Here is a 16050-nt window from a genome sequence, read left to right as displayed (position 1 = left end):
ATTTTATATTTTGTACGTGTGTATCAAATTAGGCTAAATAGGTTGTGTATTCAGGCTATCCTCTTGACTTTTGATCATATTTTAGCCATTTTTACGGGTGATAATAATATAATAAAACGAGAGGTTGTAGCCGTGTCGCTATGCGCCGCCGGGACTGATGATTTCGACAAATGGATTAGCAATATCAATGAGATATGTGGTCCATTTTTGGCGTGCCCTTTGGGTGGAAATTTCAGTGGATCTGTCGAAAAAGTAGGCGGATCTCTTGACATGTCGAAGGTTAGTATTCAAGGAGCGGACCTTTATCGAACGTCTAAAGAGATACAGAAAAGCGGGATTCCGGACTTCTTTTGTGTTTTTCAGATCCAGGGGCGCTCTTCCGTAGAGCAAATCGGAAATCGCTCGTCACTGGTTTCGGGGGATATAGTGCTGATAGATTCATCGCTGCCTTTTCGCTTCTCGTTTCAAGAACCCTCACAACAGATATCGCTCATTCTGTCCCGTCAAATTATTGAGCGGATTTTGAACCTCAGTAAGGTCGAGCCGGGTGTGAAGATTGCTGCTGATTCTCATATCGCCCGTTTTGCTAGCAAGCTGGTCATAGAGGCGTCTTTGCATGAAAATTTGGATTCGGAAGAAGGCGCAGCCATTCTCGACTCGCTAGCGACATTAATCAAACCGTCGGTGTTGAAGAGTGTTCGCAGCGCAGCCCCTTACGAAAGGGTGTTCAGAGCCGCTTCCGAGTTTGTCAAAGAAAATATTGCGGAACCGGGTTTAAGCGCATCCCTGGTTGCTAGCGCAATTGGCACGTCAGTCCGCAGCCTATATCGGGCATTCTCGGACAATTCGATTACATTTTCGGAATACGTGAAAGCTCAGCGTTTAGAAATGTGTGCCAATTATATACGAGCGCACAGCGGGCGGCTAAATCTGACGGAAGTTGTGTACAAATATGGCTTTGGCAGTCCCAGTTATTTCTCGACTGCATTCAAGAGCCACTATGGAATAACTCCTTCTGACTTCAAGAAGCGTTGTTTATCAATCTGATGCGGGCGCTGCTGAGCGGGCCCGTTGGTGGCGAATTCTAGGTGGTTTATGAAGCTACTGATACTGCTGACTTTAGAGACTCATTCGAAAATATCCAGTAAGAAATTTTGGCGTATTCTTTCAATGTAGGGTCTTTGTTTAATGCGGCGTTGGTAATTAAGAGGTGTGGTTGATACGAGTTTCTTGAATTCGCGTTGAAAGTGCGACTGATCACTGAAACCCAAGTTAGACGCCAGCTCCGAAAAAGCCAGCTCTTCCAGACGACTAATTTTATGGATGGCCATCTGGCATCGAACAATACGGCTAAAAGCCTTAGGGGACATTCCCATATCATTTTGAAATTGTCGCTGGAGAGTGCGGCTAGTATAACCAGCGTGCTCTTCAAGGTTTTTTATACGAAGATTTCCCTGTGTTTCATGTATTTCACGAATCAAATTTCTAGTTATTATCGATGGTTTGCGATGCGGCTTTATATTAAGAATCTGTTTAAATAAGGAAACTTGACTTAAAAATTTAGTGTTATTTGCAATTCTAAAAAATAGCGACTCGTTTTCGGGAGATAGTTCAAGCAGATTTAACTCTTGGTTTACCAGTTCTGCGGCAGCGAGAGTAAGAAAACCAGGCAAAACTCCTGCCGCAAATCTTACGCCAAAGTAGCGATGCTTGTGCTTTAGGTGAGCGCTGCTTGCTTGAAGAGTGGACCCGCATATTTTAGCACTTGGATTGGTTTGATCGCAGTCAAAAAGAATATCGATAGCGCCATCCGGTATTGCAAACGTAGCGCTGTCTGAAAGGTCGGCTTCAAACGTATAGAAATGTGATATTGCATGGTCTTCGGAAATTATAAAATCGTAGTGATTTTCTGCACTTAGCACAAACCAGGGCTGTTCCAGTTGAATGTGTGTAAGCTTTTTACAAAATAAAGCTTTAGAGTTTTTACCATTCGAAACATTTAACATTGCGCTGTCTCTAATAGTTTAATCAATATTATTTTTATATGTAAAAAAGGCTTAGTGATCTGAAGCATGGCTTAGTGAATAAGTGATTAAATACTCAAAATACGGTTCAGCTTGACGGTTTCTGTATCTCTTTCCCAGCATCTGCCATACATCGTACCTCGCGCGCGAAGCAAACAGCGGCCTCTTTCCAGCATTGACTTCGCTGCGCAACTTTCGACATTCGTATCAAGTTTTAGTATACGCACTTTCCCGCATTTGTGTCGCAAAAGTTCAATACACCTCTGTTGCGTTCCGGATAGCATCCGAAACCGGACGTGGGAAAACTCACGGAACGCCTAGTTTTGCGAAAAAAGATGCTGGCAAGCTCTCGTTGTGGGAGCAGAAAACTATTTCTACTGGTGATGCTATGCCTACAAGTACAAGAATTGATTTTATTTACCTTTCCGAGCCGGACATGATTTCAGCAGGCGTGACAGACATGTCTGCATGCGTGGATACCATGGAAGAAATGTTCATTCTTCTGCATCAGGGCGATTACCGAATGGCCGGGCCTAACAGTGATTCACATGGTGCCATGATCACATTTCCGGAGGAATCTGTTTTCTCGACTATGCCCAAACCAACGGCTGACCGGCGTTTAATGGCTATGCCCGCGTATTTGGGTGGCGACTTCCAGACCTGCGGCGTGAAGTGGTATGGGTCCAATATTGCCAACCGCGAGAAAGGCCTGCCACGCTCTATTTTGATGTTTATTTTAAGTGACATCGACACCGGTGCACCTTTGGCCTATATGTCCGCCAATCTTCTATCTGCTTATCGCACCGGGGCCATTCCGGGTGTTGGCGCCCGTTATCTCGCCCGCAAGAATTCGAAAGTGATCGGACTGTTGGGCCCGGGTGTTATGGGTAAGACTTCGGTTGCATCGTTCATGGCAGCCTGCCCGGATATTGACACTATTAAAGTAAAGGGGCGCGGCAAACGAAGTCTGGAAAGTTTTCTGGAATGGGTCAGGGCCGAGTACCCACATATAAGCGACATCCAGATTGTTGGAACCAATGAAGAGGTTGTGCGTGGATCCGACATAGTCACTTACTGCAACTCAGGTGAAGTGGGTGATCCGTCAACATACCCCATCGTCAAACGCGAGTGGGTTCAGCCTGGGACCTATTTGGCGATGCCGGCGAGCTGCAGTCTGGATGACGGGATGAGCAGCGCGGGTGTACGTAAGGTTATGGATAGCGTTGGCCTTTATGAAACTTGGTATGAAGAAGTGCCAAAGCCTTCCCACAACTGTATTCCGTTGGTGGGTATGCGTTTTATGGACATGATTGAAGAAGGTCTGATGCAGAAGGATGAGCTGGAAGACTTGGGTGCAATTGTCGCCGGTGATTCACCCGCACGTCAGAACGACGACGAAATCATCATCATGTCTGTGGGTGGTATGCCAGTAGAAGATGTCGCTTGGGCTACCAAGATTTATCGCAATGCAATCGAAAAGGGGATAGGCGTGAAGCTTAACCTTTGGGAAACGCCAGTACTTCGCTGATCAGCAATAAAGATTTAACAAGAGTAAACGTCACGATCGCTTACCGATTAAATCACCCTCCCATGTTTAGAGTCGCAATCATGACTAAGATTATAAAAGTTAAAACAGGTTCCAAGTTTGAAGAAATTGCCAGTTATTCGCGAGTTGTCGCTATAGATAATATTATCCATGTATCCAACACTGCTGGTCGTAATCCAGACTCTCAGGAGATTTCGGAGGATGTGATCGAGCAAGCCGAGCAGGTTTTTCAGAACATCGAACGCGCTTTGGCTGCCGTTGGCGCCTCACTTGCAGATGTTGTTATGTCTCGTGTGTTTATTCAGAACCCCGCGGATACACATAAGGTTATGGAATTTATCGGTACAAAATTCCGCGGTGTTGACCCGGCTTCCACCGTAACTTGTCCACCGTTGGGTTCTAATATTTATAAGGTAGAACTCGAAGTAACGGCCTATCGCGGCGCATCAAAGGCAGAGGTCGAAACGATCACTATCGCCCAATAATAGCCGTTTGGGAGCGGCCGTCAGGCAGCCGCTTCGTTTCGCCAGCAACAGGACAATAGCAATGACCAGAACACTGAATCCCGTCACCACCGCCGACGAACTGCCGTCTTCAACCAGTGTGGTAATCATTGGCGGCGGCATAGTGGGTGTATCTGCGGCTTTGGCGTTGGCGGAACGCAACATATCCGTCGTGCTGTTGGAAAAAGGCCAGATTGCTGGCGAGCAGTCTTCCCGTAATCTGGGCTGGATTCGTAAAACCAGCCGTCATCCTGACGATATACCCCTGGCACAAGCCGCCGATCGCCTTTGGGCTGCAATGTCAGAGCGAATCGGCCGTGAAGTTGGTTATCGTCAGGCTGGCATTACGTTTCTTGCCCGTACGCCGGAGCAGATGGCTATGCATGAGGCCTGGCACAAGTCCGTCGAGCACTTGTCGCTAGGTTCGGAATTGTTGGCGCCGTCTGACATCGACCGGCTTGTTCCCGGCGGAAAAGGGCCATGGGTAGGCGGTATTCATACGCCCTCCGATGGTTACGCTGAACCGGCGATTGCCGCCAGCGCAATTGCTGAAGCCGCAATCAAGCTCGGCGCGGTTGTGCGACAGAACTGCGCGGTGCGCTCGCTATCAATGTCGGCGGGCAGTGTTTCAGGTGTCGTCACCGAGAAAGGCGAAATACGTTGCGAGCAGGTTCTTCTGGCAGGTGGCGCCTGGTCACGACGCTTTCTTGGCAATGCCGGTGTAAGCCTGCCAACGCTGCCGCTGATTTGTTCTGTGTTGAGAACACAGCCAATGGAAGGTCCCACGAACATCGCCGTGGGTGGCCCGGATTTTTCGTTCCGCAAGCATCAGGACGGTGGTTTTATCATTACCCAGCGCGGCAAGCTTGACGCTCCTTTGACGCTGGATCATCTGCTGATTGGCTGGCGCTACATGGATCAGCTACGTAATCAGCGGAGTTTTCTGAATATGAATTTCGGCCAGGCCTTCTTTAAAGATCTAAAACTGAAGCGTCGCTGGAAACCCGATAGCCAAACTCCGTTTGAGCTCGTCCGCACCAATAATCCTGCGCCAAATATGGTGCTGAACCAGGATGCTTTAAACAACTTGAAAGCGGCTTGGCCGGCGTTTGACGAGGCGAAAATAGAGGAAGCCTGGGCTGGCGTGATCGATGTAACACCGGACTCTAACCCTGTAATTGATCACATAAAAACTATTCCTGGTCTGATGGTCGCAACCGGCTTTTCCGGCCATGGTTTTGGTACAGGCCCGGCTGCAGGGCAACTTGCAGCGGATCTGCTGTCTGGCGTGGAGCCTGTTATCGACCCTGCTCCTTATCGATTTGATCGACTGTAACGGTATTTCTGAAATCGTCCAAGTTTTTAAATCAGCAAAACTGAGATCGTAAAGAGGATTGAGCGACCATGCTGCCAACTGTGAAGACCATTGTTTATGCATCGGATATCACTGAGGGCAGCCGTCCGGCGTTTCGTATGGCCTTAGAGGAAGCGGTGAAGCATAACGCCCGCATCATTTTCTTGCACGCTATCGAGCCGATGGGCACGGATACCGATGAAATGGTGCGTGATTATTTGCTGTCGAAGGTCCAGCTGAATCATACCAGGCAGATGATGGATCAATACCGTAGCAAGATTGAACAGAGAATCTCCGCCTTTCTTGAAAGCGAAATTCCCGAGGGCACTCATCTGGGGCAAGCACCGCAAATTGAAGTGGCTATAGGACAACCCGACCAGGTGATCGTGAAAGTCGCCCAAAAGCAGCAGGCTGACATGATCGTTATGGGTGACCGCGGTGGTTCAGTCGCGTCCCGCCTATTCCTTGGATCTACAACTCAAAAAGTAATCCAGCAAACAGAAATACCTGTGCTGATTGTCCCTCTGCGGAGTTGATCAGACGGCTATGAGCAATCTAAAAAAAATGAGGAACATCATGAAAAATATAACAAAATTTTTGGCTGTCGCGACATTGGCTATCTCCCCACTGCTTGTTAGCAGCCCGGCAATGGCTGAATACCCTGAGCGTCCCGTCAAATTTGTTGTGCCTTGGCCTCCCGGTGATCTGGAAGATATTATCACCCGTGTCATCGCCGAGAAAATGTTGGAAGAGACAGGCACTCCAGCTTCCGTGATCAACAAGCCTGGTGGCGGCGGTATCGTTGGTGCACTGGATGTCGCAAAAGCGCGGCCGAATGGACAGACTATCGGCTCTTTTGTTGCTGATATTTTGACCACTCATATTCACTCGGGTAATGCGCCCTATGATCAGTCTACATTTGAGCCGGTTGGTATTTTCCTGGATTACCCGTTTGTGATTGCCGCCAATTCGGATGCCCCCTACAACAATATGGCGGAACTGGCGAAATACTCTCAGGATAACGATATCTCTTTAGGTCACTTCGGCTACCAGGCATTGCCGACCGCCATTACCTTTAAGGCCGCCTCAGAAGCGGGTATTCGTATCGCTTCCGATGCAGCTTTTGATGCAACGAACTGTATTACGTTGGCGACCGGTGACGCTGACATCATCAATACAACCACGCAGTTAATCCTTTCTTGCCTGAAATCTGGTGAAGTAAAACTGCTGACTTCTCTGACTAAAGATCGTCTGACGATCGCGCCGGAGGTTGCCACTCTGGCCGAGCAGACCGGTATTACTCAGACTACCTGGAATGGCCTGTTTGTAAGAAAGGGCACTTCTGACGAAATTAAAAACAAGATTGCAGTCATAGCCCAAGCCGCGCTGGACTCAGATCGCATTCGTCAGTTGGCTGAATCTACTGGTGCCGGCATTTACTGGATCGGTGGAGAAGAGGCAGAAGCACTTGTTGCCAAGGATTTCGAAAGCTCCAAAGGGTTACTTGAGTTCATGAATAGATAATTCTGGACAGGAAACGGCTGTTTTTTGAGAGCCGTTCCCCCGTTCGTTTCGTCTTTCCGACTGACTTTGATTAACTCAAAAGAGTTCTATCGTGCCAAACGAAACCGTTGTTAAACCCGATATTTATTGGGTAATGTTTATCACGTCGGTGGTTTTGCTGATTCTGATTCCGTACCAAGCCTCTTGGGTTGAAACCGGAAGGGGATGGTATACCCAGCCTATGATGGGTGCATTGGTGGGTTTGGGCACCATGGCTGTGTTCTCGGCTTATCGAGTGATCCAGCTTACTCGCCATAACAGCAGCGAGGGGCGCAGCACCATGTTCCGGCGCAACCCCCTAGAAACGCTGCTAGCAGTGCTGGACAGATATCGTACGGCGTTGATCTCCTCCGTGCTGTTTTATACTTACATCCATTCGCTGTCTATCATCGGTTTTGTACCGGCCACTTTTATATTTGTTACCGTTCTTTTGTGGCTGTCGCGACTGCTAAACCGCACTTGGTTACTCGCAACCATCGGCACTTTGATTGCTTTGGTTCTCATCTTTCGTGTTGGCGTATCCGTCTGGTTACCTGACGTCTGGCTCTATTCATTTTTGCCCGATGACCTGGCTGACTTCGCTAACCGCTATTTCTAAGAGGTTTGACTACCGTGGATACAATTCTGCTAGGCCTTAATGAAGTCGCTAATTTAAACGTTATTATGGCAATCGTCATTGGCGCTCTAATTGGCGTTACCATCGGCTCGATTCCGGGGTTGGAGCCTGCCGGTGTGATGGCAATTCTTCTACCAATCACGTTTTCTATGGAGCCGTTGCCAGGCGTTTCGCTGCTGCTGGGTGTTTATGGTGGCGCTTGGTACGGCGGCGCCATACCCGCCATTCTGATGAATACACCGGGCACCCCGGTTGCCGTGCTAACCACTTATGACGGCTACCCCATGGCCGAACGCGGCGAAGCCCGAAGAGCGCTGTCGATTGCCTTCACTTCGTCTTTCGTAGGCGGCCTAATCAGCGTTTTTTCATTGATTATGCTGGCGCCGATCTTGTCCCAGGTTGCTCGTAAGTTCGGCTCAGCCGAGTTCGCCATGCTGGCGGCATTGGGGATGATCTTTGTTGTGCTAGCGCATCGCAAGCACGTGGTGGAAGCGGCAATGATGCTGGGGCTGGGCATTTTTCTTGGCACTATCGGCCTGGATTTGTCTTATAGCACGCAGGTTTATACATTTGGGCAGAGTTGGTTGCTTTCTGGCATGCCGCTGGTGCCAGCTGTTATTGGTTTGTTCGCCATGTCACAGGCTTTCATTCTACTGGCTCAACGGGGTAATGATGCCAAGATCGTCAAGTTGGCCGAGGGTGGATTATTCTCTGGTGTGGCGGATTTGCTCAGACACAAGGTTACCGTTATTCGCTCTGCCGCGCTGGGAGTGTTTATGGGCCTACTGCCTGGCGTGGGTGAATTCGGCTCGCAGTTTTTTTCGTACACGTTAGCGCAAAAATTTTCCAAAACACCGGAGAAATTTGGTGAGGGCGCGCCGGAGGGGCTGATTGCATCCGAAACCTCTAACAACGCTGTAACGGCGTCAGTGATGATTCCTTTATTGGCGTTCGGGATTCCAGCTGATGCTTTGATGGCAATGCTTTTGTCAGTGTTTATGGTGCACAACTACATCCCCGGTCCCACTCTGTTCGCTGAGCGGCCCGAGTTTATTTCTGGCTTGTATATTTCACTATTGCTGATGAACGTGGTGGTTTTTACTTATCTTACTTTTGCTACCAAGTGGATCGTCAACCTCACGCGGGTACGCGGACGGTTTATTGGCGCCTTCATTTTGGTGCTGGGCTTTATCGGCAGCTACAGCCAGAGCTATCAGTTTACCGATTGCTTGATTGCCCTCGGCTTCGCCATTTTTGGTTACGTCTTAAAACGCAATCAGATTCCGGCCGTGCCCATCGTTCTGGGATTAGTTTTAGGCCCGCTATTCCTTACTCGAACACAGCAGGCTTTGAGCATGGCGGGAGGAGATTTAACTGTGTTCCTGCAACGACCGATAAGTCTGACATTACTGGTGATGATTGCCCTCTCTATTGGTATTTATGTTTGGAGCCAATTGCGCCAGCGCAAACAGAGTTTTCAATGACGTGTTTTTACAATTTAAGTTCATGACAGAAAAATACTTCCCATAAATCACTTTGGAGAAAGCACTGTAGTCCGAACCAGAGAACGCTCTGCTTAACTGAATAACCGAACGCCTTACGAGCACCTTTTTGAACGCACGCTAAAAACAATGACCGACTGCTATAAAAAGGAATAAAAAGATGAAAAAAAACTTTAAACTATCGTTAACCGCCGCTTTGTTGGGTTCAGCCATTGCTGCCGCATCCGGCTCTGCTTCTGCCTACAATTTCTACAGCAAAGACGGCACCGAGCTTAACGTTGATATTGAAGCGGCCTTCGGTGTATTCACCAGCGGAGAAAACTACGGTACCACTGGCGGTAAAACGGAAGGTAGCTCCGACTGGCGTGAGGGTTACATTAAGTACGGTTTGTCTGGCAGCCAAACATTGGGAGCTAGCAGTGCGGCTTTATACGGCGGTGTGAACATGGTCAGCTCTGCGACTTGGGGTGATGGCGATGCAGCAGGGTTCACCACCGGTGAGGAATCAAAATCCACTCTGGAAGATGCCTACCTAGGCTGGCGTTCTGGCAGCTTGATTTCGATGTTGGGCGAGGATGGTCTGGACATCTCGTTTGGTCGCCAGAACTTTGCAATTGGCGATGGATTTCTGATTAACGGCGACGCTCTAAACTTTGGTAAAGCCTTTGATGGCAGCTTGAATCGCGGTGGAAGTTACTGGCTGGCCGCACGCAAGGCCTTCGATAGAACGGCGATCGTTCGTATCGGTGGCAGTGATGGCGCACGCGCCGATATGTTCTGGCTCAAATCTGACAACGTTGCCCAGAACGAAACGGAGCTGGCAGGCCTTAATACCGAATACGTTATGGCTGCCGGTACTTTTGGTGCTAGCTATATTAAAGGGCTAGATGCCGAAGCAAGGCCGTCACGAGATGGCCAGGAAACGATGAGTTTGCGTTATCAGGGTAACGCCGGCGTCGAAAATCTGTTCCTGTCGGGCGAGTATGTGACTCAGGATCAGGGCGACGATAGCGCGAGTGCCGATGCCTGGTATGTTGAGGGGGGCTGGACCTTTGCCGGTTTGCCCTGGTCACCGAGCGCGAGCTACCGCTATTCTACTTTTGAGGAAGGTTTTGATCCGCTATTTTTCGGTTTCAACCGTGGCTATGGCACCTGGTTCCAGGGCGAAGTAGCCGCTAATTATGCGGGACCATTCAACTCTGATGCCGACGTTCATCACATTGCCATAAAAGCCTCGCCGAGCGAGATGGTTAGCGTTGGTGCGCTGTTCTTTGACTTCAGCGACACAGCCGGGGGCAGTGGTGCACTTGATGGCCAGGAAATCGACATTTACGCCGAGTGGGTTGTTACGCCCAACCTTATTCTAAGCCCGCTGGTTGGCTTCTACTCGCCAGATAACAGCGCCGCTAACGGTGGTACTCAGCTCGGCAACGATGATACGAACGTTTACGCACAGATAATCGCTATTGTTCCCTTCTAATAGGGCCTTTTGATAGACCTCAACGACAGGAACCCGCCGGGTTCCTGTCGGAAACTGGAGCGATGTATCCCATGACTTTTAAAAACCAGATGCTTATTGATGGTCAGCTTGTCACCGGCGCGGGTGAGCCTTTCGCGGTGATTAATCCAGCGACTGAAGAAGCCATTTGCCAATGCACTATGGCCAGTACTGAGCAACTTGATAAAGCCGTTGCCGCGGCTCAAAAAGCATTGCCGGCATGGAGCCAAACGCCGGATGCGGAACGTAGCCGTCTGATACATCAAATTGCAGACCGCATTGAAACCAATGCGGACGAGCTGGCCAAGATTATTGTGCAGGAGCAGGGTAAACCTTTAGGTTTTGCCCAAATGGAAGTGGGCGCAGCGGTTGCCTGGTCGCGCTACAACGCTGATTTGGAGATACCGGCAGAAGTTTTTGAAGACAGTGACGCTCGCCGCATTACAGCGCACCGCAAACCATTAGGCGTTGTTGCATCCATCACGCCTTGGAACTGGCCGCTGATGATTGCCATCTGGCACATTATTCCGGCACTGCGTACTGGTAACACGGTTATTTCAAAGCCTTCTGGCTTAACGCCGTTGAATACCCTGCGCCTCGTCGAAATCATGAATGAGGTACTGCCTGCCGGGGTAGTAAACGTGGTGCTGGGCGAGGCTGAAATTGGTAATGCTATTAGCAGCCATGCCCATATCAACAAGGTTATATTTACCGGGTCTACCCCAACGGGTCAGAAGATTATGGCCAATGCCTCGAATACGCTGAAGCGCCTGACCCTGGAACTTGGCGGTAATGATGCCGCTATTGTTCTGCCGGGTGCTGATATCGGGTCAATTGCAGAGGGCATTTTCAACACCGCATTCATTAACATGGGACAAACCTGCGCGGCCCTTAAGCGGCTGTACGTGCACGAAAGCCAATACGAGGAAGCCTGCCAGAAGCTGGCCGATATTGCTGCCAGCCAAGTAGTGGGCAATGGCCTAGAGCCAGCAACCACCTTTGGCCCGATACAAAACGCCAACCAGTACCGGCTGGTAACGGAGCTGGTTGAAGACGCCGTTAAGAACGGCGGCCGGGTTGTTTCTGGTGGTCAAGCGAGCTCAGGCAAGGGTTACTTTTATCCGCCCACCATCGTGGCAGGTGTTTCGAATGGCACGCGACTGGTTGATGAAGAACAGTTTGGGCCCGTTTTGCCCGTCATCTCTTATTCCAATGCCGAGCAAGCTGTTGCAATGGCCAACGACAGCAAGTTCGGTTTGGGCGGCTCTGTTTGGGGTTCGGATCTTGATTTGGCAAACACGGTTGCCCGGCAGTTGCAGTGCGGTACTGTATGGATCAACAACCACTCTGAAGTGCTGCCAAACGCCCCTTTCGGTGGCAGTAAAATGTCGGGTGTTGGTATCGAGTTTGGCTTGGAAGGATTGCTGGAATACACACAACTGCAAGTGATTCACGCTCGTAAGTAGCCCAATCGTTATTGGCAATCTGATCAGCAGTGATGTTGCTATTGGCTCCCCTCGGGGAGCCTTTTTTGTTGTGTTTAGCGGCGGGCCAGGCTGCTCAGAATCTTCCTGAAGGTGGCAATCTCGTCTTTGCTGAACTCGCCGAACTGTTTCTCCTGTTCTTGACGTGACAAAGCCCAGAGCGCTTCGGCTTGCTCCTCACCCAAAGCTGTAATGTTGTAGCAGTCTTCCGAGAAACTCACCAGACCCTTACGCTGCAGGATTTCCGCCGAGTTGTCGATTTCAACATCTGGCATGTTAACTTCCTGCGACAGTTCCTTGCGGCAGAGCTGCGGCGTTTCTTGCAGTACCATTAACATGCGTGCTTCGCTGGTACGCAACCCAGTGGACAGCTGAAGCGGTGTATAGTCAGCCTGGTAGGCACGCGAAGCCTGAACCATCAGATAATACAGATTGTCGTTGAGGCGTGATTTCAGGCGTCCAATAGCCGCCGGCTCACCGTGTTTGGTGGCGGGGAAGCGGGTGTGTGGCATGACTACGGAATAGCTGCCCTGATGATAAACCAGCGGCGCACGGCCAGCGTCCTCAAAGGCAACAACTTTGCCAATCAGAATCCAGTGGTCACCACCGTCAACGGTTTTATAGGATTCACATTGAAAGCAGGCTGCCGTATCGTTAAGTATTGGCGCCTCACCGAAGCCTTCAGTGAAATCAATAGTGGAAAATTTGTCGTCACTCGGGCGGGCGAAGTGGTTAGAGACGTCAATCTGACCGGCGGCCAGAACGTTAACGGCGAAGTGACTCGCCTTGTCAAAAATCTCGCAGCTGCCAGAGCGCTTGTCGATGCTCCACAGAACCAGTGCGGGATCCAGTGAAACGGAGTTGAAGCTGTTGGCGGTAACGCCGGTTTTAGCGCCATCCGGCGTCTGGGCGGTTACTACGGTAATGCCGGTGGCGAAGTTTCCTAGCGCACGGCGAAATGCCTTGGGGTCGAACTCAACGGTTTGATTGTTCATAAGGGCACCTGGATTGTTAGATTCTTATAGGTATGGCGGCGAAGGAGCAGGTCTTTCGACCTGCTCCTCGGGGCATTTCTTAGTCAGGAAAAATCATAGCAGGCTGGGATCTGGCTCCAGGCCCAGAACCTCTCGACCGATGATTTGGGCGCAAACGTCGTAATCGGTGTAGGCATGGGCAGCGGTCATGTTGGACTCGTGCCACAGGCGCTGGCTTTCACGATCCTGGTACCAGTTAGAAGCGCCCATTACGGCCCATAGGCGGTTGACGGCTTCCACGCACATTTTGATGGCGTAGGCTTGATTGGTACGCCAGTGTGCCAGAGTGTAACGATCCGGGTACTGGTGACGCTCGCCGTAGTCTTTTTGCTCGTCCCAGACTTTTTCCAGATAGGCGCGTGCAGCCGATACCTGCTGGTAAGATTCGGCAATACGCAGAATCGGTGGAATCGACTCTTTCACTATTGCTCCGGTGTAGGCACGGACACGGTTCAGGGTCAGTTCTTTATATACTTCGATCATGCGCTCGGCCACGCCCAGGCTCATGGCGGCGAAGCCACAGGCAAAATAGGGGCGGTAGGGGGTTTGGTAAATCTTGCTGTCCGGGTACAGAGAGCGACCCACATGGCGGCCTTCCATCATGTCCAGAGCGGCCTGAATGCGGTGTTCGGGTACAAACGCATTCTTTATTCTGGCGGTTTTGGTTCCGCTGCCCTGCATGCCGACGGAGTACCAGTCATCAATAATAGTGAAGTCACTCTTGGGGATAATGGCAAAGCTGTAGTCTTTCCCATCGGCGCTGTTGATCCGGATAAAACCTACGATGATCCAATCTGCGTGATCAACACCGGAACTCCACTTCATATCACCATTGAAAATGATGCCGCCTTCGGTTTCTTCGTGTTTGCCGAAAGGTGCAATGGAGCTAGACGCTATGGTGTCGGGGTTTTCGCCCCAGAACTCGTCTTGAGCGTGCTTGCTGAACATCGCCATCTGATGGTTATGGGTGCACAACAGGCTGTAACCCCAGGCAGTGGAGCAGCAGGCACCCGCCAGGGCTGCCACGCAGCTGGTGAATTCCGGCATAGACATTTCCAGACCACCGTAGGCTTTTGGTAAAAAAGCGCGGTTCAGGCCGATGCCGTGCAGCATCTCAACGTTTTCCTGAGGTATCTTGCGTAGCTCAATGGCCTTAGAGGCGTTGGCGCGGATCGCAGGAAGGACCTCCTTGAGTTTGTCTAACATCGGGTTCTGGTTATGCATTTGAACAGTCTCTTTTTGTTAATTGATTCGTTTGTATCGTGATTGGTTATCGAGTGGTTCGTTGAAATACAGTTTTGATACTGATTTGTGCAAGATATAAACAATTATGCGGAGTTAAGCTTTTGCAGGAAATGTAATATTCTCTCTTATCATTGCATTTTTCTGTATTTTTCAGGTCTCGCTTTTCGAGATCAAAAAAACTATCGAAATAAATTAATCGATAGCTTTTCTACAGCACTGCTCAAGTCAGGTTGCAGGCCGGCGCGTTAGCGCCAGTGCAGCCAGAGAACCGTAGCCGGTAAGACCGATAATTAACGCCATTGGTAAGGCCGTACCGTCGTGCAGGGCGCTGGTTGCTGAGCTGGCGAGCGCGCCATGGCCAAACTGACAGGCAACAGCCAGTCCCGCAGCAGCCGATGCTGGCGGTCAGGTACAAAATAATGCCACCGAGTAACAGGCGGCGGCGGCCGTATTTGTCTGATAGCGGTCCGTAAAACAGCGTGCCGACAAACAAGCCGGCCAGAAAAACGCTGATAGTGAGCTGAATGCTAGATTCGGGTGCCTGCAGGTCTTGGGCTATCAGCGGCAGGCCGGGCAGATACATGTCGATCGACAGCGGCCCGAAGGCGACCAGTGCGGCCAGCAGTACGATTAATCGTTTAGGATTGGCTACCGATGACATTGGTGAACTTCCTGGTTAGGTGTCGGGTATTGAACGGACCCAAATAAAAACGGCCTGCAGGTGCAGGCCGTCGTAAAATCTGGAGTTCAGCCTCAGAGGCGGCTTGAACCCGGTACAAAAGATTTGGTAACCGAGGCCTGAGCCGACGGAACTTTGTCGCCGCTGACCTTGGAGATCGGGAATACGGCGTTGATCTGGCCGGTACCTGAACTGCCAAAATAGGGTGTTAATACTTCTGCTTTCTGGTCGTATTCGGACCAGCCCATTGCGCCCAACAACATAGCGGTGTCGTGCATAAAACCTTCACCGTGACCTTTTGCGGCGTATTCGGGCAGCATCTCACAGAAGTCTTCCCACTCGCCGTTTTCCCACATCCGCACCACATCGTGATCCAGACGTTCCAGGAACGGAGACCAGGTTTTGGTTGCAAATTCGGGTGCCTGACCGTTTTGGGCAAAGCGGTGAGACAGAGAGCCGCTGGCCAAAATGGCTACCGTGCCATCGTAATGCTCTTCAATTGCCTTGCGCATCGCCCAACCCAATCGCGCACTGTCATTCAGGTAGTGCACGGTACACATGGCAGAAACCGCGATCACTTTGAAATGACGGTCTTCGTTCATGTAGCGCATCGGTACCAGGGTGCCGTACTCAGGGTCGAGAGTAGTTTTGTCATGGGCCAGTGTTTCAACTCCCTGAGCATTACATTCTGCCGCCAGCAGCTTGCCCAGTTCCGGGTTGCCGTCGTATTCAAACTCCATGTTGGAGATGAAATGGGGGAGTTCCCCGCTGGTGTAGTTGCCCTTGAAGTGGGCGCCGCAGTTAATGTGGTAGTTAGCATTCACCAGCCAGTGGGTATCGAATACCACAATGGTATCAACGCCCAGCTCGCGGCAGCGGCGGCCGATCTCGATATGTCCGTCAATGGCCGCCTGCCGAAAGCCCTTTCGCGGGCCGTCCAGTTCCGACAAGTACATGGATGGTACGTGCGTAATTTTTGCTGCTAATGCGAGCTTACCCATT

At 50.5% G+C, this 16050-nt stretch carries 14 protein-coding genes and 1 pseudogene; 10 read left to right on the top strand and 5 right to left on the bottom strand.

Annotated elements, in window-relative coordinates:
• The first annotated feature begins 63 nt into the window (after window positions 1-63).
• Window positions 64-1047: a transcriptional regulator FeaR gene (gene feaR / locus MIH19_RS18945; RefSeq protein ID WP_249006335.1), complete on the top strand. Its 984-nt coding sequence runs from the start codon at window positions 64-66 to the stop codon at window positions 1045-1047.
• Between the two features lie 80 nt (window positions 1048-1127).
• Here feaR and MIH19_RS18940 read toward each other — a convergent pair whose 3' ends face one another.
• A complete protein-coding gene (locus MIH19_RS18940; RefSeq protein ID WP_249006334.1) occupies window positions 1128-2006 on the bottom strand; it encodes a helix-turn-helix domain-containing protein in 879 nt (292 codons plus the stop codon).
• Window positions 2007-2412: 406 nt separating this feature from the next.
• On the opposite strand from MIH19_RS18940, the gene MIH19_RS18935 reads away from it, so the two are divergent.
• From MIH19_RS18935 to MIH19_RS18895, 9 genes are all read left to right on the top strand, one after another.
• Complete coding sequence (locus tag MIH19_RS18935) at window positions 2413-3552, top strand: tyramine oxidase subunit B (protein WP_249006333.1); 1140 nt, start codon at window positions 2413-2415, stop codon at window positions 3550-3552.
• 80 nt (window positions 3553-3632) lie between these two features.
• Window positions 3633-4055, top strand: coding sequence for a RidA family protein (locus MIH19_RS18930; protein WP_249006332.1), 423 nt, complete (start codon window positions 3633-3635; stop codon window positions 4053-4055).
• 61 nt (window positions 4056-4116) lie between these two features.
• Window positions 4117-5409 (top strand): FAD-binding oxidoreductase, encoded by a 1293-nt coding sequence (locus MIH19_RS18925; protein WP_249006331.1) that lies wholly within the window; start codon window positions 4117-4119, stop codon window positions 5407-5409.
• Between the two features lie 68 nt (window positions 5410-5477).
• Window positions 5478-5963, top strand: a complete 486-nt coding sequence (locus MIH19_RS18920; protein ID WP_249006330.1) for a universal stress protein — start codon at window positions 5478-5480, stop codon at window positions 5961-5963.
• Window positions 5964-6003: 40 nt separating this feature from the next.
• Window positions 6004-6951 carry a tripartite tricarboxylate transporter substrate binding protein gene (locus MIH19_RS18915; protein WP_249006329.1) on the top strand — a complete coding sequence of 316 codons (948 nt, stop codon included), beginning with the start codon at window positions 6004-6006 and terminating at the stop codon, window positions 6949-6951.
• Between the two features lie 91 nt (window positions 6952-7042).
• The gene (locus tag MIH19_RS18910; RefSeq protein ID WP_249006328.1) at window positions 7043-7588 is read left to right on the top strand and encodes a hypothetical protein; all 546 of its coding nucleotides are present in this window, start codon (window positions 7043-7045) and stop codon (window positions 7586-7588) included.
• 14 nt (window positions 7589-7602) lie between these two features.
• On the top strand, window positions 7603-9090 hold the full coding sequence (locus tag MIH19_RS18905; protein WP_249006327.1) for a tripartite tricarboxylate transporter permease: 1488 nt from the start codon (window positions 7603-7605) through the stop codon (window positions 9088-9090).
• A gap of 178 nt (window positions 9091-9268) precedes the next feature.
• Window positions 9269-10588, top strand: coding sequence for an alginate export family protein (locus MIH19_RS18900; protein ID WP_249006326.1), 1320 nt, complete (start codon window positions 9269-9271; stop codon window positions 10586-10588).
• A 71-nt stretch (window positions 10589-10659) separates the two neighbouring features.
• Window positions 10660-12072, top strand: a complete 1413-nt coding sequence (locus tag MIH19_RS18895) for an aldehyde dehydrogenase family protein (protein ID WP_249006325.1) — start codon at window positions 10660-10662, stop codon at window positions 12070-12072.
• A gap of 74 nt (window positions 12073-12146) precedes the next feature.
• Here MIH19_RS18895 and MIH19_RS18890 read toward each other — a convergent pair whose 3' ends face one another.
• From MIH19_RS18890 to hpaD, 4 genes and pseudogenes are all read right to left on the bottom strand, one after another.
• A complete protein-coding gene (locus MIH19_RS18890) occupies window positions 12147-13085 on the bottom strand; it encodes a p-hydroxyphenylacetate 3-hydroxylase reductase component (RefSeq protein ID WP_249006324.1) in 939 nt (312 codons plus the stop codon).
• Window positions 13086-13178: 93 nt separating this feature from the next.
• Window positions 13179-14348 carry a p-hydroxyphenylacetate 3-hydroxylase oxygenase component gene (locus MIH19_RS18885; protein ID WP_249006323.1) on the bottom strand — a complete coding sequence of 390 codons (1170 nt, stop codon included), beginning with the start codon at window positions 14346-14348 and terminating at the stop codon, window positions 13179-13181.
• 409 nt (window positions 14349-14757) lie between these two features.
• Window positions 14758-15030 (bottom strand): annotated as a pseudogene (locus MIH19_RS18880) (MFS transporter); the annotation flags it as partial.
• A 92-nt stretch (window positions 15031-15122) separates the two neighbouring features.
• Entirely contained in the window at window positions 15123-16049 is a 927-nt protein-coding gene (hpaD, locus tag MIH19_RS18875) for a 3,4-dihydroxyphenylacetate 2,3-dioxygenase (RefSeq protein ID WP_249006322.1), read from the bottom strand.
• Between the last annotated feature and the right edge of the window lies 1 nt (window position 16050).

Source organism: Marinobacter sp. M1C (genome assembly GCF_023314135.1).
In the GTDB taxonomy this organism is placed as follows: Bacteria; Pseudomonadota; Gammaproteobacteria; order Pseudomonadales; family Oleiphilaceae; genus Marinobacter.
Note: the sequence above shows the minus strand (reverse complement) of the source record. Positions and strands in the feature narration are given on the sequence as shown.